Below are 23,003 nucleotides of genomic sequence, written 5' to 3' on the forward strand. Positions count from 1 at the left end.
ACGACGCGAGAGGTGACGACAGCGACCAATCTCTGAACACTCGCCTGCGGGAAATCGGTCATAGTTCGGGAGAAGTGCGTTCAGGCGGCGGTCCGCACATGGGGATGCCGGATTCGGGAACTCCCCTGGAGCACGGCCGTTCGGTGACCGATTTGTTTCCGCATATCCCATGTGCGGGTAATTGACCGAATTTTCGAGGAGTTTCCTGGCCTGGTGTCTCCTATCAAGCCAGCCACGGCATTCCGCCCCTCTTTGTGACTCCGCCGACGACCGGCGCTAGGTCTACCGCACGGCGCTGATCGGCGAGCGCCCGTAGCGCTCCTCGGCGTTGCGGGCTTGGCATGCGTTCGGGCTTTGGTGTGGTTGAGCGGAAAACGCCGCCGAGGTGATCTGTTCGACCACCCTTCTGCGTCGATCATGGCCGCTTCCCGAGTTGAGGAGGAGCGGCCATGTCGTCGCAGGAGATCACTGTCCGGAGCCAAGAGCTGGGCGAGCGGTTGCGGGGGTTCCGCGCCGGGGCGAAGTTGACGATCAGCGATGCGGGCAAGCGCATCGATCTGTCCACGAGCCAGCTCAGCCGCATCGAGACGGGTCGGCGGCGGCCGAATATCGAGACCGTCACCGCGTTGCTCGCCGTCTACGGGGTCACGGGTGCGCGCCGGAAAACGGCGATGGCGTTGGCACGGGAAGCCTGTGAGGACGGGTGGTGGCACCGTGATCGACCGGACTTCCCCGAACGCCAGCACACGCTGATCTCCCTGGAATCCCGCGCCGACCGCATCGTCAACTACGAGGGCATGCTCATTCCGGGGCTGCTGCAGACCGGGGAGTACACGCGTGCGCTGATGGCGGATTCCAAGCTGGTGCCCGAATCAGAGGTGGAGCAGCGCATGGTGACCCGGCTGCGGCGGCACGCGGTGCTGCGCCGCCGGGACGCTCCCACGTTCACAGCGGTCATCGACGAGCTGGCGTTGCGCCGGGTGATCGGCGGTGTGGACGTGCAGCGCCGCCAGTTGCAGCACCTGCTGGAAATGGCGCAGTGGCCGAACATCCGGGTGCGAGTGGTGCCCAACGCCGGTGCGCACGCGGGCGCGAACGGCTCGTTCTCCCTGCTGCGGCAACCGGATGGGCCGACGGTGGTGTTCCTGGAGAACCTCACGTGCAGCTTGTTCGTCGAAGACCGATCGGAGATCACCACGTACGAAAAGGCCTTCCGCTCACTGTTGACCCAGGCGCTCGCTGAGACACAATCAGGTGAGGTGATTGCCAGCCTGGCAACAGCGATGGACGCGGAGGCCGACAGCACGTGGAGCCCACCGATTTAACGCACCTGACCTGGCACAAGAGCAGCCACAGCGGCACGCAGGAGAACTGCGTCGAAGTGGCCCGCACACCGCGCTTGACGGCGGTGCGCGATTCGAAGGACCCCACCGGAACAGTGCTGATGTTCAACCCGCAGACCTTTGCGGTGTTCCTGCAAGACCTGCGGATCCGAGACGAGGACACCCACACCTGACCCCCGGACCGACGCGGGCTTCCCGCTCCCGCGCTGTGGTTCACGGGCCTTTGCATTGAGTGAGCGGACCGTTCGTCCAATCAAGTTGGACGAACGGTCCGTTCACTGTTCGGCCAGGCCGCCGTTCGCTCGTGCGGCCGGGCTCCTCAGCCGGACAGCGCGACCGCGCACGTCAGGCCGGGCGGCATGCGATCAGAGGATCGTCACGCGGGTCGCTTCCTGTTTGCCTTGGGCGAAACCGGCACGGGCGGCGGGGATTCGGGTTGCCAGGTCCATCTGGTTCGTGCCCATTGCGGTTCGGGAGTCGGCGTCCGTTGTGATCACCTCAACGCGGCTGCCCTGCTCGCGCAGGGCCGCTACTTGACTTGCCAGGTCCGTGCCCCATTCCGGTTCTCTGCGCAGGCCCTCGAACTGGCCTTCCGGTGGTGTCCCGGTTCGTCCGCCGAACGGCGAGAGCACCACGACGTTCGCGTAACCCGAGGCGAAGTCCGCGTTTTCGCCGGAGCGCACGCCCCCGTTGATGTAGTGGGTGCCGTTGATGCTGTGGGTGGGGACCAGGCCGGGCAGTGCGGTGCTCGCGGTGACCGCGTCCACCAGGTCCACGCCGGAGTCGCGGTCGAACGCGGCCGGCTCGCCGGTGTGCGCGTTGACGGCGACCACGATCATCGGCCTATCCGGCCATTCGGTGTGGGGCAACCGGGCGGCGACCAGTGCACGTCGTCCTGCTCCGGGTTCGAGCACGGAGTCGCTCTCCAACCCGAACGCGCCCATCGCACGTTGCAGATCCGCTGCTGAGGTGGCGGCGGCGCCGATGGCCCTCATCCGCTCGAACACCGTGTCCCTGGGCGGGGACGGCGGCTGCCGCGGGGTTCGTCCGACGGGTGGCGCCGCCGGGGACAGCACCGAGGCCAGCAGTTCGGCCGCTGTTGCGCTGCGCATCTGCGCTGCCGTGGTGGCGCCGGACGAGGTGCCGATCACCAGGTCGGCGGCCTCGGTCAGATCAAGACCGGCTTCGGCCAGACCTGCGATGACACCGATCTGCCACGCTTGCCCGGCGGCGCCACCACCACCGAGGACCAGAGCGACGTTGTCAACCATGGGTTCGCCTTTCGGGAGTGCCTTGTTGTCGAGGCGCTCCCGGCGACACCTACGTCAATCGCCGACCGTGCAGGGAGGAAGGAGCACCCACGTCGATGCAGCGTTCATGGGTCTCACCTCCTCGGACGGTGGCACGGTCGGCTGGAAACTACCAGTCCGATGCGATCCCGCGCGGGTGATCGGTCATCGGCGTGATGTGAGTGAACGGACCGTTCGTCCCATGTGCTTGGACGAACGGTCCGTTCACTCACATCACGGTGGCCCGCGTTCGGTGCGCCGAGGCGCTACCGGATGCCGAAGTCGACGACCGCGTCGACGCCGCCGTAGTTGAAGGTGCCGCCGACGGCCCAGGGTGTGGTGCTGTCGTGTCCGGCTCGGTCGATCTGGACCGAGAACTTGCCCTTCGCGGTGATGTCACCGACGTGGTAGTGGCCGTTGGCGTCGGTGTACGTCGAGATCCCCACGTCGTCGGAGACCAAGCGAACCCCGATCTTGAAGCCGGCTGCTCCGGGCTCGTCGGGTTGGCGCACGCCGTCGGAGTTCAGGTCGTAGAAGACGACTCCGGACACCGAGCTGGGCGGGGTGTCGGCGTAGGCGGGTGCTCCGGTAACGGCGAGCAGCAGGGGCGCCGCGACCAATGCGGACAGGACTTGTCGCACAACATCCTCCTTGGGAGCGGACGGCGAATGTGCCGTCGTGGAAGGGCGTTTCGCCGCACCCGTTCGTCATCGCCTTGACGCCACCAAGTTCGGCGAGGTTGCCCGTTCCGGAGAAGAACGTTCACAACGGGCCGTTCGGTCGCTTCCGCTCGGATCGTCGTTCAACCGGAGGTGCCGCTCGTGGCTTGCATACGCAGGGCGAGCAGGCCGCCGATGGCGGGCAGGAACGCGGCGAGTTTCGCTCGTGCGGGGGCCGCGGCGGCGAAGGTGGCGGCGATGGTGATCAGGTAGGCGCAGCCGTGCACGGGGCCGGTCGCCGAGGACACCGCGTCCCAGTGCACGGTGGCGAGGTTGACCAGCAGCACCAGCAGGGACGCGGCTTCGACGTAGGCGGCGGTGCGCAGCGGGCGGAGATCTCCGCGCATGCCCGGTCACGCTCCCGTCGTCGAACCGGGTCGGATGATCATGAGTACGGTCACGATCGCCCACAGCACGTTGAAGATTCCGGTGCTCATGCCCAGTTTCGCGGGCAACCGGGACGCGGTGAGCGCCTCGGTGCCGGCGGTGAGGTCGAGGGCGCGGCGTTGCGCGGGCAGGATCGCGGCGGCGAGCACGGCGGCCGCGGCAGCGGTCAGCGCGATGGAGGTGAGCAGCCACGCCTCGCCGAGCGCTCCGAGCTGCAGTGCGGTCGCGAGACCGAACACGGGCACGGCGATGCCCAGCAGCGAGTACACCCGGCACAGCCGGTGCAGGGCGCGCAGCACGGTGATCGCGCCGGGGTCGGTGGCGGCTTGGCGCAGGTAGCGGGGGAACACGCTGCCCGCGACGGCGACCGGGCCGACGGCGAGGATCGCGGCGATCACGTGCACGCTGAGCAGGAACTTCGTCACGGGAGATGTCTTCTTTCCGGTGGGGACGGGAAGAAACCTAGCCAGCGCTGCGCCCGCGCGGCAGTGGCGTGATCGCCGGGAACCACCGGATTCTCGCCACGGCAGGTGCTGCGGCCAGGTCCGCGGCGCTGCCGGGTGGGTGCGGATCACCGGAGGCGATCTGTGCGGTCAGCGGCCCTGGTCCGCGCGGGGAGGGTGTCGGCGGGCCGAGAGTGCGAGGCGGTCGGCGAGTGCGGTGACGCGGTCGCGGAGCTCATCGGGTCGTTCGATGGCGAAGGGCAGGTCCAGGGAGGCGAGCACGGCGGGCAGCCAGTCGAGGCGTTCGGCGCGCAGTTCGACGCGGGACCAGTGCCCGGTGTCCATGCGGTCGGGTTCCTCGATGATCGCGACGCCGGCGGGCAGCCGGGTGCGGATCTGCTCGGTGGTGCCCTGGATCAGCAGGGTCACCTCGTGCCGGTGAGGAGCGGTGGCGAGGCCGGTCAGGACGCGCTGCGCCGGGTCGAGCGCGGCGGGAGGTTCGAACGCACCGGGCAAGGTCCTCGCCTCGGTGATGCGGTCCAGCCGGAACGTGCGGTCCTCGCCGATCTCGGCATCGGTGCCCGTCACGTACCAGCGTTTCGAGTGGGCGACCAGACCGTAGGGGTGCAGGGTGCGTTGGCTGCGGCGGCCGTCGGCGGCGGTGTAGCGGATCAAGATCGGCCGGTGGTGGCGTGCGGCGTCGGCGATCGGGAGCAGCACGGACGTGTCCGGGACGGCCGGTTCGGCGGCCGAGGCGGTGAACGTGAGGGAGCCGAGCACGGCGTCGAGCCGGTTTGCGAGCCGCGCGGGCAGCACGCGCCGGATCTTCGCCGCCGCCGTCTCACTCGCCGTGGGCGTGGCCGTGAGCAACCCGGTTCGGCGTCCTGCGATCAAGCCGAGCAGCACGGCGAGCGCTTCGTCGTCGCTGAGCATGAGCGGCGGCATGCGGTAGCCGGGGGCGAGCCGGTAGCCGCCGTAACGGCCGCGCACCGACTCGACGGGCACATCGGGGTCGACGAGGTGGTCGATGTAGCGGCGCACGGTGCGTTCGTCCACGCCGAGCCGGTCCGCGAGTTCGGCGACGGTGCGGATGCCTCCGGATTGCAGGAGTTCCAGCAGGGCGAGCACGCGGGCGGTGGGGCGGGGCATGCCCGGAAGTCTCTCGCGAATACCGGGCGGGTTCTGCCCGGTATCGGTCATAGCGTGCGGTCACCAGCACAGATCGACCAGGGAGACCTCATGGAGTTCGTTTCGATTCGCATCATCACCGGCGACGTGGCTCGGCTCGTCGACTTCTACGAGCACGCCACCGCGGTGCGGGCGGACCGGGCCGGCGAGGACTTCGCCGAACTCAGGACCGCCTCGGCGACGGTGGCGATCGCGAGTACCCGCACCGTCGGGGTGTTCGCGCCCGGTTCCGCGTCCGAGGCCGCCAACCGCAGCGTCATCATCGAGTTCCTCGTCGACGACGTGGACGAGGTGCACCGGAACCTGACCGGTCTGGTGGCGGAGGTCGTCACCGAGCCGACGACGATGCCGTGGGGCAATCGCTCGTTGCTGTTGCGCGACCCGGAGGGCAACCTCGTCAACTTCTTCACCCCGGTCACCCCGGCTGCCATCGCGAAGTTCGCCCGCTGACCGGGCCGCCACGCGCGCCCCGATCGAGGTGACCGGGGCGCGGCGGGTCAGCGCAGGCGGCGGATCTTCACCGTGCTGTCGATGCGGGTGGTCTCGTTGCCGTCCGGGTCGCGTTGGGTGCGTTCGTGTTCGGCGCACACCAGCACGTCCCACTCGCCGTCGGGCAGGCGCAGGGAGTCGACGACTTCCTGCGGGGTGGGGAAGTGCACGTCGGGGTGCGGGTCGGTCTCCCAGGCGGGCCGGCCGCAGTGGCCTTCGACGAGCAGCACTCCGCCCGGTGCGACGGCGTCGGCGGCCCGGCGCAGGATCTTCTCGCGGGGCAGTTCTCCCCAGGAGTGCAGGAATTGGGCGGAGACCAGGTCGTATTCGCCGTCGGGGAAGTCGGTGGCGAGATCGATTTCCCGCCACCGGATGCTCAGGCCCCGCTCGGTGGCTCGTGCCCGGGCGCGTTCGAGGACGACCGGGGACAGGTCGACTGCGGTGACCTGCCAGCCGCGTTCGGCGAACCACAGGGCGTCGCCGCCTTCGCCGCAGCCGAGGTCGAGGACCCGGCCCGGTGGGAGGTCGGCGACTTCGCCGACCAGTGCGGTGTTGGCTTCACCGCTCCAGAAGTGTTCGGTGCTCGCGTACATCTCGTTCCACATGTGCGCTTCCGCGGCGCGGTCGCTCATGGTCGTCTCCTTCGTGGTGGGGGTGTCAGCGGCCGTGGCGGTCGGCGAGGGCTCGTTCGCCGAGGTCGGGTTCCTGCCCGGCGGTGCGGCGCTCGAGGGCGCGGCGCGTGTCGTGTTCGACGAGGTCGGCGTTGATGGCCGCGGCGGCGCGTGCTCCGGCGGCGGCGGAGCCGATGACGTTGTCGGTGACGTCGGTGATGTTGCCCGCGGCCCACACTCCGGGAACGCGGGTGGCGCCGGTGTGGTCGACGGGAAGTTGCGCGCCGATGACGGTTCCGGCTCGCTGCACGGGTTCGGCGGTCAGGCCGAGCTCGGTCAGCGCGCCGGTGCGGGCGGTGAACACGGGTGCGGCGACCAGCGCGTCGCAGGCCACCGTCGTGCCGTTGACGGTGACGCCGGTGAGCCGGTCGTCGTCGATGACGAGGCCGGTGACTTCGCCGGGTTCCACGGTGATGCCGCGGGCGGCGAGGCGGGCGCGGTCTTCGGGGGTCGGGGCGGGCGTGGTGTGCTGCAGCAACGTCACTCGTGGACTCCACTGCCGCCACAGCAGTGCCTGGTGCGGCGCCATCGGTCCGGTGGCGAGCACGCCGATGGCCTGGTCGCGGACTTCCCAGCCGTGGCAGTACGGGCAGTGCAGCACGTCCCGGCCCCACCGCGGCGCGAGGCCGGGAACGTCGGGCAGTTCGTCGACGAGGCCGGTGGCGGCGAGCAGCCGTGTCGCGGTGATCGTGGTGTCGTCGTCGAGGGTGAGCCGGAAACCTCCGCCGTCGAGGTGGCGGGCGGCGGTGACCGCGTGCGGGGTGAACTCGGCGCCGTAGCCGGTCGCCTCGGTTCGTCCGGTCGCGACGAGTTCGCCGGGTGGGGTTCCTTCCCGCCCGAGGTAGTTGTGCACGTGGGCGGCGGGTGCGTTGCGGGGGTGTCCGGCGTCGGCGACCAGGACGGTGCGCCGCGCTCTGGCCAGGCTCAGCGCGGCGCTCGTACCTGCTGCTCCGCCTCCGATGACGGCGACTTCGTAGTGGCCGGTCGTTCGTTCGCTCATGTGGAGTTCCTCCTCTGAGGCGAATACTCCACATCCGGCGCGAACATGACAAAGTTTCTTGCCGGAACGGCAAAGAGCAGGTTCGGTCGGCCTGCCGTGGCGGGGTGTGCCCGGCCCGGGAACAGTGCTCAGCGCTTGGAGCGTGTCCCATGTGGTCGCTTTGTGGACCGGCGAGGTGCTGAACGTGGTCGGCGCTGCTGCTGCTCCCGACGGCCGCACGACGGGACTAGTGGAGGTTCATCGCCTCGATGACGTGGTCCTCGGAGCCGTCGGAGAAGTCTTCCCAGTCCATGTTGGCCAGCGACAGGTTGACCTCCATCTCCACCATGGCAGGTGCGGTGGCGCGCTGAGTCTCACCTAGGCCGTCCTCGTCGAGATTGACCACGCACAGGTGGTGTTCGGGCGAGGTCATGGTCAGCTCGTCCGCCACGATGAGCACGGCCCAGTCGGCGTCCTCGGGTACCAATGCCACCAGTTGTTCCGGTGTCAGCCCGGCGTAACGGGCATCGTTGACCGAGGTCACGTTCGCGGACGCGGAGAGGTCGCCGTCCCAGTACGTCGCCGTCGCCCGCGCGGCCGCCGCAACCCAGGCGGCGTCATCGGAGAAGTCCGTTCGCACCACCGGAACGGATTCGGTGACCGGGAGCGGCGGAATCCCCGCAGGAGCCGCCGGAATCTCCCGCCGCGCCGGTTCCGGGGTTTCCGCCTCCGATTCCTGTTCAGGCCGCATGGTCCACATGATCGCGCCGTCCTCGTCGACCAGGACGAGTCGCCCGTCGTCGGTCACCAGCATCTCGGAGACGAGGAGAGCGTCCGGGCTCGGCGAATCTCCGCCCATCAAGCTGTAGGGATGGTGCGGGAGGCCGTCCGGGCGGCGGCTGAGCAGCTTGCCTTCCGTGGTGAGTTCGTAGCCGTCGCCGGTTTGGTGGAACACCACCCACAGAATCGGCCCATCGGTGCGGCAGAGGTAGTCGGCGTCGCCTCCGCCGACGACGAACGCGTATTCGCCGTTGTCCGACACCAGCGAGGCGTTGCGCAGGCACTGCCCCCGCCGCAGCCTGCGGCCGTCCGCCACGTTGTTCCAGCCGTCCCAGCGTTTCGGCGCACGCTCGGTCTGCCACACGACGTAACCCTCGTGGTCTTTCAGCACGAGCTTGCCCCAGTCGTGGATCATCAGGCTCGCGACCGGTTCGCCCGCCGTGTCGCTCGACCAGCGCCGTGCCCCGTCGGGGGAGTACACGACCAGGTCGCCGTCTTCCTCCAGCGTCAGGCGGCCCGGCTTGCCGTAGGCGGCGGTGTCGAACCTGGCCGGCGTGTGCCAGCCTACGGAGCTCTGGAAGTTGGTCCCGGTGGCCCAGACCGGGAACGAGTCGGCGTTGCGGTACACGACGACGTTGCCGTCGTGCTGGTGCACCACGCTGTACTCACCGGTCGGGCAGCCCACGGCTCGGCGGCTCAGCTGCTCACCGGGGCGCAGCACGAGCGCGTAGGAGTTTCCTGTTGTCATGTTCATCGTCTAGCACACGGCTATGACCGGCTCGGATGTGCAAGCGGTTTCCGCATCGAGCCCAGGTGTTCATCGCCCTTCGCGTCGCTGCGACGATCCGAAACGGCGCAAGCCGCATCGCGGACGAACTCGGCAGAAGGCATGATCGACTGATCGCCGGGCGGTCTGGATGGTGGTCCTTCCGCACCATCCGCGCCCAGGAACCCCGTCTCGACCGGCCCGGTTCAGCATCGACCGTGCCGAGATCGGGGCCGGCTGAGGCTCCGCGAGTCCCGGCCGGAGGTCGTCGGGCCGAGCACCGTCACTCATAGAGGCCGGCGAAGAAGTCATCGCCGTCGAGTTCGTAGTCGCTCTTGCCTTCGGCGGCGGTCTTGTTCGCGTTCTTCTTCAGTCGGGCGTTCTTTTCGAGGATCTCCACTTCTTTCTGCACTTCTTTCTCCCACAGCCTCTTCATCGTCGCGCTCTCGGTGGCGTCGGTGATCGTGATCGCCCGGGTGGCGGCCAGGAACTGGCCGAATCCCTGCTTTTTCACTACGACGTTGGGGATGCCCGTGCCATCTCCGGTGCCGCCGGCCGCGCCCTCGTACTTGACGTTGGGGTTGGGCTTGAACGCGTTCGGCTTGGCGCTCGCGGGGGCGCTGATGTACGCGTAGTCGTTCAGGAAACCGAGCAGCTCGGGAGTGATCGGGATTTCGACCACGCACTCGTACCCGGCACCCATGTAGGGCACGTTCTTCTGCGGGTCTTTACCTTCGGATCTCTTCTCGGCCTCGGCCTTGACCTCTGCGGCCCAGTTCCTCTCCCGGGAGAGGATGTACACGTCCCCCACGGAGAAGACGATCTCGCCGCGTACGTGGCCTTTGGTGTCGAACAGCGCCTCGACCGCTTCGTCGACGTTCTGTGCCTGCGCCGCGATCCGGTATTTGCCCGCCTCGGCCTTGCTCACCCGGCGGATGAGACGTTTGCCCTGCAGGCGCTGGAGATCGTCGTGCAGCTTCTCGGCCATGCCGGCGCGGTACTGATTCGTGTTCAGCAGCTCTTCCGGGCCGACTAACGTGGGCGCGGCGGACGGGTCGTCGGAACGCTGCTCCGACCGCTCGAAGTTGGTCAGCCTGTTGTTCAGGGCCAGTTTTTCGGTGTTGATGAGGTAAGCGTAATCGGACAGTTCTTGGGCGAGGTTCCGCAGCGGCTCGGGGGTGGCCTCCAACGGCCAGAGCTTGATCTTGTCGTACAGCTGCTGCACGGTGTCGTCCAGTTCCCGGTCCAGTCCGCTCGGCTTCCTGTCGGCGTCGATCAGATCGATCAGCTGGCGCAACGTCGCGACCAGGTAGGAATCGCCGGCGGCTTCGATCAACTCGTCCCGCCAGCCGGTGACCACGGTCTTGAGCCGGGTGCGCTGTTGGCCGCCGAGTTCGTGGATGTCCCGGAACCAGTCCAGCGCATCAGGGGTGAGAGCGTTCGCCCAGTCGGGCTCGGTGTCCGGTTCGGTGTCCGGGTCGAGGCCTTTGCTCACTTGCCGGCCGGACATGGCCACCGGCTCCACGTATGTGCGCGCCCATGCGACGCCCGAGCTGATCCGGTTGTTGAGGGCGGCGATGAGTTTCGGACGCTTGGTCTCGGGCAGGCCGCTCGCGTCCACCAGCTGCTTGATCGTCGCCGGGGGCAGCCGTTTGTCCAGGTCGATGAGGGACTCGGCGAACCTTTCCAGTGGTACGCCGGCGTAGGGCGAGCCCTTGCTGTGCGGCCCGGTGGACATGCTCTCGATCGTCTTGAAGACATCCGTGGATTCCACGAAGTCACCCGGCGCCTTGGGGGCGCCCTGGGCGCTGACGTCCATGGCTCCGCCCAGGTCTTGGCGGTACAGGTCGGCGCCGATCTTCATCCAGTTCGGCGGCTTGCGCAGGTCGAAGATGGCCAGCACGACGTCCAGGCCGACGAACGACAGGAAGTCCGTCGTGGGGGCGATCTGTGCCGCGTTCAGCCCGTCGGGATCCACCGTCCGGAAGTCGGTGACTTGGGCCAGGGTCCACTCCGCCGCCGTCTTGTTGCCGGTCGCCACCCAGGCGAACCTGGCCGGGAGTACCTTCGCCCCGGCCGCCTGGTAGATCTTGCCGGTCAGCATCTCGGCCAGCATGATCTCCTCGGCCGGCAGGGAGTTGCTCTTCTTGGCCTGCGTGGCTCCTTCGGCCGAGCTCTCGGCGGCGTTTCCGGGTTTCGGCACCGTGATCGGTCCCGGAACCCCGTCGGGCGTCAACGGGGTCCGGCCCCGTCGCTGGCTGAATTTGAACACCTTGTCAGTCGCGCCGACCCGCACATGCCACGGACGGCTTGATCCGCCTTCGAGCTCACCGAGAAACTCGAAGGCCCCGGGAGCGAAGGTCGGCAGGCCCGCGGCGTTGTCCGGGCTCGACCGGGCCTGGCCGGGCGTCTGCGCTTGATTCTCGATCGGCGTCGCGGTGTCGTCGTTCGCCCGCTGCACGGAGAACGGCCGGGTGGTGGCGAACGTGTTCGCCTTGGGCCTCGACGGCTGCTGTTCGCGCGGTGCCTGCGGGGCAGCGGCTTCCGCTGCGCGTTCGAACCGGCCGGACGAGGCGGAGATCCGGCCCGGAGTGCGTAGAACGTCGTGGACGGTGGAGCGCTGTAGGGGGTATTCGGTTTGGTGGAGGTCGCAGTCGGGGCCATGCCGGTGCTCCTCCCGGGCTCCTGGGTGCCCGGCCTGGCGGAGCATCTGGACGACTGCCGCGTTGCCTGCGCTTCGCTGTAACGCGACGAGGCCTGCTAGCGGCGTCCGGGTTGTGGTCTGGGGTCGGCGGGCCGGTGCCCTGGTCTTCCCTTCCCGCGCCGCCCCTGCCTGGTGTTCGGCGTGCATGCGACCTCTCCCTTTCGCAGGCGAACGACTCCCCTCTGGATATCTGAGGCGCGGGCGGTTGGGGCAGGTACCTGGGGCAGAGTGGGGGGCAACGTGCGTGGGCCGTGCGTGCGTGGCTCTCGCCAGGCCGGCAAGGGGTGCCGTTGACGTGTGGTCGGCGGACACGATCACGGCTCAGCGTTGACCGCTGTTCCCGAGATCGTGATCGGAACCGGTGGCGCCGGCGGTGCGTCGGAACCGGGGTATCGAGCAGGACATTCGTCAAGGGGAGACGTCATGAGGTCCGCAGTCCGCAGCACCCTGTCCGCCGCCGTCGGCACCGCCCTCGCGTTCAGCGGCACCGTAGCCATCCCGGCGGCGGCCGCGCCCGCCGCGATCACCTGCGACAGCCACGCAGGTGGTGATTCCGGGTTCTACAACGGGGATTCCGCGGGGAAGGTTTACAACGGGAAGTTCGGTCAAGGCCCCGGCATTCCGGGGCTCGGTTCGTACGTGCCGCAGGGGTTGACGACCTGGAACGACTGGGACGGCGGCAAGGATCTGCTGCTGATCACCGAGTACGGACCGGACGGGAAGCACGCCCGCATTTACGGTGTTGATCCCGCCACCGGTGAGCGCGTCGGAACGGTGGCCATCGCCGAGTCGCACGTGGGCGGGATCGCGGTGGCTCGCGGCTGGGTGTTCGTGTCCGGACGCCAGGCCGGCGACGGCGGCCACACCATCCGCAAGTACAAGGCGACCGACGTGGCGAAAGCCCTCAAGGCCGACAACGGTGAGGTGCTCGCGCAGACCGGCGAAGCCCGCAAGGTCTACGGCTCGTCGTTTCTCACCTCCGACGGCAACACCTTGTACTCCGGGAAGTTCAACGACTCCGGCCGCGACAGCATGTACGCCTACGCGGTGGCCGCCGACGGGACGCTGACGACCGGCACGAAGTACGAGGTGCCCACCAAAACGCAGGGGCTGTCGGTCGCCGACGGGCACTTCTTCTACAGCACTTCCTACGGCCGCCAGAACCGCAGCAACATCTACGTCGTCGACAAAGGCGCCACCGACATCGACAAGGCGTCCACGAAGTGCTTCCGCGCGCCGAGCATGGCCGAAGGCATCACCGACCACGACGGCACCACGTACCTGCTGTTCGAGTCCGGTGCCGACACCTATGCGCAGACCGGGTGCAGCGAAGGCGATTTCGACCCGTGCACCCGCAACGTCATCCAGAACCTGCACACCGCGAGCACCGCGAGCCTGCCGAAGTTCTGAAGGCGCGCACGAAAAAGGCCTGGTGGTCGTCGTGTCGCGGAAGGTTCTCCGCAGCACGGCGACCACCAGGCCGTGAAGGTTCGGGATCACCGGGGTGATCCCGGCCCGTTCGCCGGGGCGCACCGCGGTCGGTGCGGACCGGCGAACGGGGATGCTCAGATCAGGCCGAGTCCGCGGACCGCGTCGCGCTCCTCGACGAGCTCGCCGACCGAAGCGTCGATGCGCTGGCGGGAGAACTCGTCGATGTCCAGGCCCTGCACGATGTTGAACTTCCCGTCCTTCGCGGTGACCGGGAACGACGAGATGATGCCCTCCGGCACACCGTAGGAGCCGTCGGAGACGACACCGGCGGAGGTCCAGTCACCGTCGGGGGTGCCGTTGACCCAAGTGTGGACGTGGTCGATCGCCGCGTTCGCCGCCGACGCCGCCGAGGACGCGCCGCGGGCCTCGATGATCGCCGCGCCGCGCTTGGCGACGGTGGGGATGAACTCGTCGGCCAGCCAGGAGCGCTCCACCTGCTCGGCGGCGATCTTGCCGTCGACCTCGGCGTGGAACAGGTCCGGGTACTGGGTGGCGGAGTGGTTGCCCCAGATCGTGAGCTTCTTGATCTCGTTGACCGTGGTGCCCAGCTTCTGCGCCAGCTGCGTGAGCGCCCGGTTGTGGTCCAGGCGCGTCATCGCGGTGAACCGCTCCGCGGGCACGTCGGGGGCGTGGGACTGGGCGATCAGCGCGTTGGTGTTCGCCGGGTTGCCGACGACCAGCACCTTCACGTCGTCGGCGGCACCGGCGTTGATCGCTTCGCCCTGCGGCTTGAAGATACCGCCGTTGGCCTCCAGCAGGTCACCGCGCTCCATGCCCTTGGTGCGCGGGCGTGCGCCCACCAGCAGCGCGACGTTGGTGCCCTCGAACGCGGCACGCGCGTCGTCGAACACGTCGACACTGCTCAACAGCGGGAACGCGCAGTCGTCGAGCTCCATCGCGGTGCCCTGCGCGGCCTTGACGGCCTGCGGGATCTCCAGCAAGCGGAGCTTGATCGGGGTGTCCGCCCCGATGAGCTGCCCGGAAGCGATCCGGAACAGCAGCGCGTAGCCGATCTGGCCAGCGGCACCGGTGACGGTGACGGTGACGGGCGCTTTGGTCATAGGAGTGTCTTTCCTGCTCGCCGGACGGTTACCGACCGCGATGCTATCCCGCACGGTGACGCCCGCACGCGCACCCGCAACGGATCACAACCCGCGCCACCCCGAACCGATTCAGCAGGGTCACTGCCTCCTGTACTCACCGGCACCGGTCGAAGAAGTTCACTCGGTGCGCCGGTGAGGTGCACGACCTTTCGACCCGAGGGGCGGGCTGCGCTGGTGTCGACTGTGTCCCGGAGGTCGCGGGGAAGGTTCCTGGCGCGGTCGGGACCGGCGTGCACCGAGCACGGCGGAGCGGTTGTCGCCTCGACGCGGTCGCTGCCGACGTCGGGTGGCTGAACCGGTCGGTGTTCCCCTCCGCACGGTCTTCTTGTTCTGCCCGTTCGAGAGGTATTTCTGACGCGGGTGGAGCTCGGTGTGAGCTGGCAGCATTGACGGGGTCGGCTGGTGACCCGGGATGTGCGCGGTGAGTGGGGGAAGTGAGGTGGCCGGTGTGCGAGTCCGCCGCTGAGCGTCGAGCGACTTTGGTGAAGGTCGCGAACGAATTGTGGCTGCCCGACGTAGCCGCGCTGGTCAGTGGCCCGGACGGCATCGTGGTGCGGGCCAGCGACCAGGCCGCGGAACTCGCCGGAGAAACCCTCCCCGAGGAACTGGTCGGGCGGCGGCTGACCGAGCTGCTGGTGCCTGACGGCGCGGCGTGGCGGCTGCGTTCCCGTGGTCCGAGCGTCAGCCTGGTCCGCACCGCGGTGTGGCCGCACCACGATGACGGCCGGCTGTTGGTGACCGTTCTGCTGGACGTTTCCGACCTCGCCACCGCACTGGGCCGGTTGTCCTCCGACAAGCAGGTCTGGCTGACCGAGGCGGAGCGCGCCGCGGAGCAGGGGGACCCGTCGCTGCACGACGTGCAGCGCATGGCCCGCATCGGCACGTGGCAGTGGGATCCGCGCACCGACGTGCTGCGCTTGTCGGCGACGTTGCGCGAACTCACCGGTCAAGCCGCCGACATGCGCATGTCGTTCGAGGACTACCTGGACGCGGTGCACCCCGACGATCGAGCGTGGGTGCGCGACACCTGGTATCCCTTCGTCTCCCACCAGCACCCGGTCGAGGTCGAACACCGGTACCTGCGGCCCGACGGGGCGGTGCGGGTCTTCCGGTTGCACGGCTCGGCGACCAGGGACCCCGACGGCAACGTGATCCTGATCGGCACCACGCAGGACATCACCGAACAACGGGCTTCCGACCCGTCGCTGCGATACCGGGCCACCCACGACGTGGTGACCGGATTGCCCAACCGCGCCGCCGTGCAGGAACTGCTCAGCGCCCTGCCCGGCCGATCCGACGCCGACAGCCTCGCCGTGCTCGCCTGCCGCATCGACAACTTCAAACGCGTCATCACCTCGTTGGGCCACGACGCCGGAGACGAGCTGCTGGTGTTGCTGGCCCGGCGGCTGATCGACGGACTCGGCGAGGAGTGCACGGTCGCGCGCATCGCCGGTGAGGATGAGTTCCTGATCATCTGCTCGGATCTGGCCGCGGCGGGCGGGCTGGAAGCGTTGACCGGCCGCGTCTCCGGGCTCGTGCGCACCCCGGTGCCGGTGCGCGATCACCTCTTGCAGGTGTCGGCTTCGATCGGTGCCGCGATCCACGACGAGCCCAGCGACGACCTCGAGGGTTTGCTGCGATTCGCCACCGCCGCGATGAGCCAGGCGACCCAGCACGGCATCGACCAGGTCCGCCGGGCCGAGCCCGCGCTGATGGCTTCGGCGGACCAGCAGGTTCGCGTCGAAGGCCAGTTGCGGGACGCGGTGCGCCGCGACGGGCTGCGGCTGCACTACCAGCCGGTGGTCGCCACCGACGGCTCGATCATCGGTGCGGAAGCGTTGGTCCGGTGGCCGCACCCTGAACGGGGCCTGCTCAGTCCGGGCACGTTCCTGCCGGTCGCCGAACGGGGCGGGCTGCTGCGTGAACTGGACGAGTGGGTGCTGCGCACAGCGCTGCGCGATGCCGCCCGCTGGCCGTGTTCGCACGGCGCGGTGCACATCGCGGTCAACCTCACCGGCCTCGTACCCGGCGATCCCGCGTTCGGCGATGTCATCGCCGAGGCCGTGGCCGAATCCGGCATCGACTGGCACCGCATCGTCCTCGAACTGGTCGAGACCGAACTGGCCGATCCGCGCACTCACACCCGCCGAGGAATGCTGCGCTTGGCCCGGCGCGGAGCGCGTTTCGCCATCGACGACTTCGGCACCGGCCACTCGTCGCTGGCGCGCCTCAAGCACCTGCCCGCGGAGCTGATCAAAGTCGATCGGCAATTCGTCGCCGGAATCGAACACGACGCCGCGGATCGGGCGATGACTCACGCCATCGTCGACATGGCCCACGCGCTGGGCCGCCGCTGCATCGCCGAAGGCGTGGAGACCGCCGGGCAGTTCCACGTGCTGCGCGACCTCGGAGCCGACGCCTACCAAGGCTGGCTGTTCGCCCACGCGCTGCCCGAACCCGAGTTCGCCACCCTCCTGCGGCACACGCCGTTGTACGTGCCCCCGCCCAGCGCATGACCCGACGCTCGCCATGGACGTACCGTGGAAGGAGGGGAGTGTGAAGTGATGACCCGAGATGGGAGCGCCCGGCTGCAAGCGCTGCTCGCGCTGGGCGACGGTGATCGGTCCAGCTCGATGCTGGAGCTGATCTGCGAGCGTGCGGTGTCCGCGCTGGCGGTGTCCGGAGCCGGCATCACCGCGCTGTCGCAGTTGGCCGACGAAACGCTGCCGCAGCGCGGTTTGGTGGAGGCCACGAACACGATCAGCCACCAGCTCGACAGCCTTCAACTCACCGTCGGCGAAGGTCCCTGCCTCGACGCGTTCGCCTCCAACGCCCCCGTCCTGGTCGCGGACCTGGCCGCCGACGGGGCGCGCTGGCCCGGGTTCACCCCGGCCGCCCGCGAGCTCGGTGCGGCGGCGGTGTTCTCGTTCCCGTTGTTGGTCGGTGCCGTCCGGTTGGGTTCGTTCAACGTGTACCGGAGCGCGACGGGGCCTCTCGGTGAACAAGAGCTCACCGACGCGCTGCTGCTGGCCGAAGCCGCCACCCAAGCGCTGTTGGAGCAGATCGGCGGGCGCGGCACCGAGGACGCGGTGTGGCTGACCGACACCCACACCGCCGTCCACGAAGCGACCGGCATGGCCGCCGCGCAGCTCGCCGTGACGATGGACGTCGCTCTGCTGCGCCTGCGCGCGCACGCCTACACCCACGAGCTGCTGGTCACCGACGTGGCCAAGCAGGTCACCGATCGGACGTTGCGCTTCGGTGCGGGCACGACCGAATGAGGCCGTCCCTTCGCGAATGACGCGGAAAGAAGGATCCCGTGATGAATGCGGAGCATGAACAACGCTTGGCCGAGGCTTTCGTCGCGCTGGCCGACACTTTGGTCGACGACTTCGACATCCTCGATTTTCTCGGCACGCTCGCCGAGCGGGCCGCTGATCTGCTCAGCGTCTCGGCGGCCGGGGTCGTGCTCTCGGACCAGCGCGGCGGGCTGGCCACCACGGCCGCCTCTTCCGAGCGGGCGCGGGTGCTGGAGCTCGTCGCCGTCCAGACCGATGACGGGCCGTGCCGGGACTGCCTGCGCACCGGCGCCGTGGTGACCAGTTCCGATTTGAGCGCGGAGAGGGACAGGTGGCCCCGGTTCGCTTCCGCCGCCGAACAGCACGGCTATCGGGCGGCCACAGCTGTGCCCATGCGGCTGCGCGACCACGTGATCGGCGCCCTGACCCTGCTCAACGCCGAGGCCGAAGGTGTCGACGACACCAGCACGCAGCTCGGGCAAGCTCTTGCCGACGTCGCCACCATCAGCATCTTGCAGCAGCGCGCCGTGGACCGGACCGAGATCCTGTCCGAACAACTCCAAGCCACTCTCAACAACAACGTGACCGTCGCGCAGGCCCGCGGTGTGCTCGCCGAACACGGCGACATCAGCCTGCCCGAGGCGCATTCCCTGCTGCGCAGGCACGCGCGGCAGCACGGCAGGCGACTGTCCGAGCTCGCCCACGACGTCGCCGTCGGCGACGTCCACGCCACCGCCGTGCTCGTCGCTTCCTCGGCGCCGTCGCGGCAGCACGCCGAAGCCGCACAACCAGCCGTCCAGTACGACGCCCACCCGGAGTGATCAGGCCTTTTCGGGCGGGACGTGCTCGCCGTAGCTGGAATCACCGTCCGTTGCGGCCATCGGAGATCGGTCGCCGCCGGTGTCTTCCCGGCGAAGCTCCGGCACCGGGTTCCAGCCCGGCCGCTAGCCGTTGAGGCCGCCTCCGGCGGGCACGAAATCACTGGGGCGCACTCGCGGAACCTGCAGCACCGCGTCGAACGCGTCGAACACGGGTGTCGCCACGAACGTGTCCGCGTGCCGGATCCTTCCCGGTCCGCCTGAGGCGCCGCGCACGTCGACGCCGACCGCGCCGGCATCCGCCAGCCACGCCTCAACGCTGTCGTCGGTGGCGGCGGGCAGTGGTGTTTCGTGCAGCGAGAGCCCGCCGGGTGCGGCCGGGTCCATCGTGAGCCCGACGGTGGTGCCGCTGCCGCCGGTGATCGCGATCGGCCGGTATCGCGTGCCGAGTTCGGCGTCGAGATACATGCCCATGGGCACCATCGGGTGCGGCATTCCTTCGAACGGCACGGGTGTGCGCTGCAGGTGCCCGTTGTGGGTGAGCAGCACGATCCGCGCGTCGGGACCGTGGTGCTCCAGCAGCCACCGCACCGATTCGGCCATGTGCGCGTCTCGGGACACCAGCCGTCCGTGGCCTGCTGCGACCGCGAGCAGTTCCCGCATGAACTGGTCGAGTCGCCAGGCGCCGCGGATCGCGTGCAGCGCCACGGCGTGCTGGGTTCGTGCGGGTGGGGGCAGGGCCGGGCCGATGCCTTCGAGTCGCGCCAGGAGTTCGCTGATCGCGGCGGTCGCGGCATCGCGGTCGGCGCGTTCCAGTTCGGCGTAGCGGGCCATCGCCAGTCCGCTGTGCACTGCGCGGTATCGCGCCATCGCCCGACGCGCGTCTTCCAGCAGCGGCAGCGCATCGGAGTCCGCCTCGCGCAGGACCTCGGCGGCCGGCGGCCACGCCCGGTCGGCGTTGCCCGCCGATCCGGGTAGGTCGAGTCCCGCGAACGCGACGTCTCCGCGTGCTCGCAGCCGGCTCAGCAGGTCCCGCATTTCGCGGGCTTCGCCGAACCGGTATCCGAGGCCGCGGGTGGCGACGTCTTCGACGGCGCCGGGTGCGCCCCGCACCCACGCGTCGAGTTCCCGGGCCTCGGGGAAGCCGGATTCCACGGCGACCACGGTGAATCCGGCTCGTTGCACCAGCAGTCTCACCACCCGGTGGCGCACGAGGCCGAATTCGCGGATGTCGTGGTTGCTCTCGCCGACGGCGACGACGTGGGCGTCTCCGACGATGTCGAGCAAGGGTTCGAGGTCGTCGAGTGGGGCGTCCGGGTCCAGCGACGCCAGTTCGAAACGATCACCCGGTGAACTCATCCGCACCAGCCTTCCGCCGCCGCACGACCATTCGCGCGGCGGTCATCACCGACAACGAGCAACGGTGCACGCGAACGCGTGCCGCAAACCCGACGCTCTCGACCATCGGGGAGGGGGAGCGCGTCGGCCTCGGGGATCGGCTCGACTGGTCATGCCCGTAGTGAAGCGATCCGCTGCCGGGGTCGGCAACTCATTATTCGCGGCCCGCCAGGTAGGCGGTGCCGCGTTCGGACAACCAGTAGCGCTGTCCGGAGCGGATCAGCAGGTTCAGCTCCGCCAGTGACCAGCCCTGCGATTTCAGGCGCGACACCGGGCGGTCCAGTTGCGCTGCCAGCTCCGCGGCCCGCACGCCGGGCCGGTCGCGCACCGATTCCAGGAACCAGCGGGTCCACGGTCCCCGCGCCGACGACACGTCCCAGCTCGCCAGCTGACGGTCGATCGCAACCCGCTCCCGCGGTTCCAACATCACCACATCACCACGCTAACCCCGCGCGAACTGATCACGACAAGCCACCAGCACGGCAACGACCCAGCGCATCGAATACCCGGCGGCACCGGAAACCGCCACAATCGAGCGCATGCTGCAGGCCTGCCTCAACGGCGCCCGATCCCCGCGCGAGCATCATCATCTGCCGGTGCATCCCGAACAGCTCGCCGCCGCCGCGGCGAAGTGCGCCGCGGCCGGGGCCACCGAACTGCACCTGCACCCGAAATACCCCGACGGCACCGACAGCGTCGACCCGCAGAGCGTGGCGGCGGCGTTGCTGGCCGTGCGCGCGGCCGCGCCCGGCGTGCCCGTCGGCGTCACCACCGGGGCCTGGACCGCGCCGGATCCGCGCGACCGCATCGCCGCGATCCGGGGCTGGACCGTGCTGCCCGATCACGCGTCGGTGAACTGGCACGAACCCGGTGCCGACGATCTCGCCGCCGCCTTGCTCGATCGAGGTGTCGCCGTGGAGGCGGGCCTGTCGTCGGGCACCGACGGCCCCGCGCACTTCCGGGAATCACCGGCGCGGGGCCGGGTCTTGCGCATCCTCGCCGAGATCACCGATCCCACCGCTCGCGGCGCGGCCACCACGGCCCGGGCGCATCTCGACCAGATCGGCCCCACCGGCACGCCGATCCTGTTGCACGGCGAAGCCGCCGGCGCCTGGCCGGTGCTCACCCTCGCCGCCCGCGAGGGCCACGACGCCCGCATCGGTCTCGAGGACACCTTGCAGCTGCCCGACGGAGACATCGCCCCGGACAACGCCGCCCTCGTCACCGCCGCGGTGGCCCTCATCGAGCGGCGCTGAACGGTCACCTCGTGGTGAACACGCGGGGCTCCACCTGCGGGTTCGCGGGTGTCGTGCGTTCACCACGAGCGATATGCCGCGCACCGGGCCACGACGGGTCGTGACAGTGAGGGGCATGCGACTTCTCGTTCTCGGCGGCACGTCCTACCTGTCCCTCCACATCGCCCGCCACGCCCTCACCCGCGGGCACGACGTCACGTGCGCCGCACGCGGCGAGTCCGGCCCGGCTCCCGACGGTGCCCGTTTCCTCGCCCTCGACCGCGACGAGCCGGGCGCGCTGGATCCGCTCATCGGTGCGCGGTTCGACGCGGTCGTCGACGTGGCGACCGGCGCGCTGGGCTGGGTGCTGGAGGCGTTGGAGGCCCTGGCCGACCGCACCCGGCATTGGACGTTCGTCTCCAGCATCAACGTCTACTCGGACACGGCCTCACCGGGGCAGACCGTGCACGCGCCGCTGCACGAACCGGTCACCTCCACCCGCCGCTACGATCCGTTCGCCGCCGAGACCACCATCGAGATTCACGGTGGTCTCAAGGTCGCCGGCGAGAACGCCGTGCGCGCACGACTCGGCGACGATCACAGCCTGCTGGTGCGGCCGGGCATCATCAGCGGGCCGGGCGATGTCATGGATCGCTTCGGGTATTGGGCGGGACGTTTCGCCCGCGGCGGCCGGGCCGTCGTTCCCGACAGTCCGCGCCAGCCCGTCCAGCACATCGACGTCCGCGACCTCGCCGCCTGGATCGTCACCGCCGCCGAGGACGACCTCACCGGAACGTTCGACGCGATCGGCCCCGGCGTGGAGCTCGGCGAGGTGTTCGAGCCGACCGCGCGGCTGGTCGGCGCACCCGACCTGGAACTCGTGCCCGTCGCGCCCGAGGTGCTCACCGGCGCCGGTGTCGCGCATTGGGGCGGGCCGGCGTCGCTGCCGCTGTGGCTGCCGGAGAGCATGCACGGCCTGGTCACCCACGATCCGGTTCCGGCGCGTGACGCCGGGCTGGTGCTTCGTGCATTGGGCGACACGATCCGCACGGCGTTGGCCGATGAGCGCGCTCGTGGCCTGGATCGTCCTCGCAGGGCCGGGCTCACCCCGGAACAGGAACGCGCCGTTCTGGACGCGGCCGATATCGAGGCGGGCCGGTCCGGGCCGGGTTGATCGGCGCAACGACGATCCGGGCAGGGGAGAACAGCGCTGCTCACGCCGTCGCGGTGGCGAGCGCGTCGAGGACCCGGTGGTGCAGCAGCTCGTACTGCTCCCGCATCCGCTTCAACGGGCCGCGCACGATCACGACACCGGGGCCGACGATCTCGTCGGCGGCGAACTGCTCCCGGGTCAGGTCGACCTCGACGTCCTCGCCGAGCAGGTTCCACCAGTGGTAGTCCACCCATTCGTCGTCGACGCGCACTTCGCCGCGCATCAGGTGCCCGCCGAACAGGTCGTGCAGCACCAACGCGGTCACCCCGCACTGCCCGCGAGCGGGATTGCTCGTCGACCACTGCGGGAGGTCCTCCGGCGCGCAGGTGTCCGCGCCCCACGCGGCCCGCACGGCCCGTTCCACTTCGACCAAGGTCCACACCATGTGCTCGTCCTAGCACCGCGCACCGACAATGTCGGGCTGATGCCCCGAGGTGGGTGTCTTCGTTGACCGGGCAGGACCGGGTGGGTGAGGCGTTGGGCGGCATCGGCTCGGTGCCGGGTTCCGGTGGGGTCGAGGTGGGGATTCGGGATCGCCTCTGGTTCTGCGGGGGCGATGCGCCTACTGTGCCCCGTCATGCGCACGCCTCTGGGCAAGACTCCCCGCCCGCGTCCGGTGGTGCACTGACCACCGGACTCAAGCCCCGTCAGATCACGATGCTCTCGATCGGGGGTGTGATCGGTGCTG

At 69.4% G+C, this 23,003-nt stretch carries 22 protein-coding genes; 9 read left to right on the forward strand and 13 right to left on the reverse strand.

From position 1 onward, the window contains the following. Positions 1-449: 449 nt before the first annotated feature. Complete coding sequence (locus H2Q94_RS15035; protein ID WP_243787706.1) at positions 450-1,325, forward strand: helix-turn-helix domain-containing protein; 876 nt, start codon at positions 450-452, stop codon at positions 1,323-1,325. Next, positions 1,307-1,516 (forward strand): DUF397 domain-containing protein, encoded by a 210-nt coding sequence (locus tag H2Q94_RS15040; protein WP_243787707.1) that lies wholly within the window; start codon positions 1,307-1,309, stop codon positions 1,514-1,516. The genes H2Q94_RS15035 and H2Q94_RS15040 overlap by 19 nt, the downstream gene beginning before the upstream one ends. Before the next feature lie 192 nt (positions 1,517-1,708). Here H2Q94_RS15040 and H2Q94_RS15045 read toward each other — a convergent pair whose 3' ends face one another. From H2Q94_RS15045 to H2Q94_RS15065, 5 genes are all read right to left on the reverse strand, one after another. Beyond that, on the reverse strand, positions 1,709-2,614 hold the full coding sequence (locus H2Q94_RS15045; protein WP_243787708.1) for a patatin-like phospholipase family protein: 906 nt from the start codon (positions 2,612-2,614) through the stop codon (positions 1,709-1,711). A gap of 284 nt (positions 2,615-2,898) precedes the next feature. Beyond that, positions 2,899-3,273, reverse strand: coding sequence for an MSCRAMM family adhesin SdrC (locus H2Q94_RS15050; RefSeq protein WP_243787709.1), 375 nt, complete (start codon positions 3,271-3,273; stop codon positions 2,899-2,901). 161 nt (positions 3,274-3,434) lie between these two features. Next, complete coding sequence (locus H2Q94_RS15055) at positions 3,435-3,698, reverse strand: DUF3817 domain-containing protein (RefSeq protein ID WP_243787710.1); 264 nt, start codon at positions 3,696-3,698, stop codon at positions 3,435-3,437. Between the two features lie 6 nt (positions 3,699-3,704). Next, positions 3,705-4,163 carry a hypothetical protein gene (locus H2Q94_RS15060; RefSeq protein WP_243787711.1) on the reverse strand — a complete coding sequence of 153 codons (459 nt, stop codon included), beginning with the start codon at positions 4,161-4,163 and terminating at the stop codon, positions 3,705-3,707. 168 nt (positions 4,164-4,331) lie between these two features. Then, positions 4,332-5,330, reverse strand: coding sequence for a helix-turn-helix transcriptional regulator (locus tag H2Q94_RS15065; RefSeq protein ID WP_243787712.1), 999 nt, complete (start codon positions 5,328-5,330; stop codon positions 4,332-4,334). A gap of 90 nt (positions 5,331-5,420) precedes the next feature. On the opposite strand from H2Q94_RS15065, the gene H2Q94_RS15070 reads away from it, so the two are divergent. Then, complete coding sequence (locus H2Q94_RS15070; RefSeq protein WP_243787713.1) at positions 5,421-5,819, forward strand: VOC family protein; 399 nt, start codon at positions 5,421-5,423, stop codon at positions 5,817-5,819. A gap of 47 nt (positions 5,820-5,866) precedes the next feature. Here the strand turns inward: H2Q94_RS15070 and H2Q94_RS15075 are convergent, their stop codons facing one another. The 4 genes from H2Q94_RS15075 to H2Q94_RS15090 all read right to left on the reverse strand — a co-directional run bounded on the left by H2Q94_RS15075 (position 5,867) and on the right by H2Q94_RS15090 (position 12,076). After that, positions 5,867-6,490: a class I SAM-dependent methyltransferase gene (locus tag H2Q94_RS15075; protein WP_243787714.1), complete on the reverse strand. Its 624-nt coding sequence runs from the start codon at positions 6,488-6,490 to the stop codon at positions 5,867-5,869. 25 nt (positions 6,491-6,515) lie between these two features. Next, the gene (locus H2Q94_RS15080; protein ID WP_243787715.1) at positions 6,516-7,529 is read right to left on the reverse strand and encodes an NAD(P)/FAD-dependent oxidoreductase; all 1,014 of its coding nucleotides are present in this window, start codon (positions 7,527-7,529) and stop codon (positions 6,516-6,518) included. 226 nt (positions 7,530-7,755) lie between these two features. Next, the gene (locus H2Q94_RS15085) at positions 7,756-9,036 is read right to left on the reverse strand and encodes a DUF6924 domain-containing protein (RefSeq protein WP_243787716.1); all 1,281 of its coding nucleotides are present in this window, start codon (positions 9,034-9,036) and stop codon (positions 7,756-7,758) included. Between the two features lie 301 nt (positions 9,037-9,337). After that, the gene (locus tag H2Q94_RS15090) at positions 9,338-12,076 is read right to left on the reverse strand and encodes a hypothetical protein (protein ID WP_243787717.1); all 2,739 of its coding nucleotides are present in this window, start codon (positions 12,074-12,076) and stop codon (positions 9,338-9,340) included. Positions 12,077-12,181: 105 nt separating this feature from the next. Between H2Q94_RS15090 and H2Q94_RS15095 the strand changes: the two genes are divergently transcribed. Beyond that, positions 12,182-13,168 (forward strand): PQQ-like beta-propeller repeat protein, encoded by a 987-nt coding sequence (locus H2Q94_RS15095; protein ID WP_243787719.1) that lies wholly within the window; start codon positions 12,182-12,184, stop codon positions 13,166-13,168. A gap of 155 nt (positions 13,169-13,323) precedes the next feature. On the opposite strand, the gene H2Q94_RS15100 is transcribed toward H2Q94_RS15095, so the two are convergent. Further along, positions 13,324-14,310, reverse strand: a complete 987-nt coding sequence (locus H2Q94_RS15100) for a malate dehydrogenase (RefSeq protein ID WP_243787720.1) — start codon at positions 14,308-14,310, stop codon at positions 13,324-13,326. Between the two features lie 524 nt (positions 14,311-14,834). Here H2Q94_RS15100 and H2Q94_RS15105 point away from each other — a divergent pair. Genes H2Q94_RS15105 through H2Q94_RS15115 form a run of 3 tightly spaced genes read left to right on the forward strand, consistent with a single transcriptional unit; the run spans position 14,835 to position 18,472 of the window. After that, a complete protein-coding gene (locus H2Q94_RS15105) occupies positions 14,835-16,868 on the forward strand; it encodes a putative bifunctional diguanylate cyclase/phosphodiesterase (RefSeq protein ID WP_243787721.1) in 2,034 nt (677 codons plus the stop codon). A gap of 48 nt (positions 16,869-16,916) precedes the next feature. After that, on the forward strand, positions 16,917-17,633 hold the full coding sequence (locus H2Q94_RS15110) for a GAF domain-containing protein (RefSeq protein ID WP_243787723.1): 717 nt from the start codon (positions 16,917-16,919) through the stop codon (positions 17,631-17,633). Positions 17,634-17,674: 41 nt separating this feature from the next. Next, on the forward strand, positions 17,675-18,472 hold the full coding sequence (locus tag H2Q94_RS15115; protein ID WP_243787724.1) for a GAF and ANTAR domain-containing protein: 798 nt from the start codon (positions 17,675-17,677) through the stop codon (positions 18,470-18,472). 123 nt (positions 18,473-18,595) lie between these two features. Here the strand turns inward: H2Q94_RS15115 and H2Q94_RS15120 are convergent, their stop codons facing one another. Next, positions 18,596-19,828 carry an erythromycin esterase family protein gene (locus H2Q94_RS15120; protein ID WP_243787725.1) on the reverse strand — a complete coding sequence of 411 codons (1,233 nt, stop codon included), beginning with the start codon at positions 19,826-19,828 and terminating at the stop codon, positions 18,596-18,598. Positions 19,829-20,021: 193 nt separating this feature from the next. Next, positions 20,022-20,294, reverse strand: coding sequence for a hypothetical protein (locus tag H2Q94_RS15125; protein ID WP_243787726.1), 273 nt, complete (start codon positions 20,292-20,294; stop codon positions 20,022-20,024). 112 nt (positions 20,295-20,406) lie between these two features. Between H2Q94_RS15125 and H2Q94_RS15130 the strand changes: the two genes are divergently transcribed. Further along, positions 20,407-21,123 carry a 3-keto-5-aminohexanoate cleavage protein gene (locus H2Q94_RS15130; protein ID WP_243787727.1) on the forward strand — a complete coding sequence of 239 codons (717 nt, stop codon included), beginning with the start codon at positions 20,407-20,409 and terminating at the stop codon, positions 21,121-21,123. Between the two features lie 115 nt (positions 21,124-21,238). Further along, a complete protein-coding gene (locus H2Q94_RS15135; protein WP_243787728.1) occupies positions 21,239-22,276 on the forward strand; it encodes an NAD-dependent epimerase/dehydratase family protein in 1,038 nt (345 codons plus the stop codon). Between the two features lie 40 nt (positions 22,277-22,316). Here the strand turns inward: H2Q94_RS15135 and H2Q94_RS15140 are convergent, their stop codons facing one another. Then, positions 22,317-22,700 carry a YunG family protein gene (locus tag H2Q94_RS15140; protein ID WP_243787729.1) on the reverse strand — a complete coding sequence of 128 codons (384 nt, stop codon included), beginning with the start codon at positions 22,698-22,700 and terminating at the stop codon, positions 22,317-22,319. Between the last annotated feature and the right edge of the window lie 303 nt (positions 22,701-23,003).

This window comes from Saccharopolyspora gloriosae, from assembly GCF_022828475.1.
GTDB lineage: Bacteria > Actinomycetota > Actinomycetes > Mycobacteriales > Pseudonocardiaceae > Saccharopolyspora_C > Saccharopolyspora_C gloriosae_A.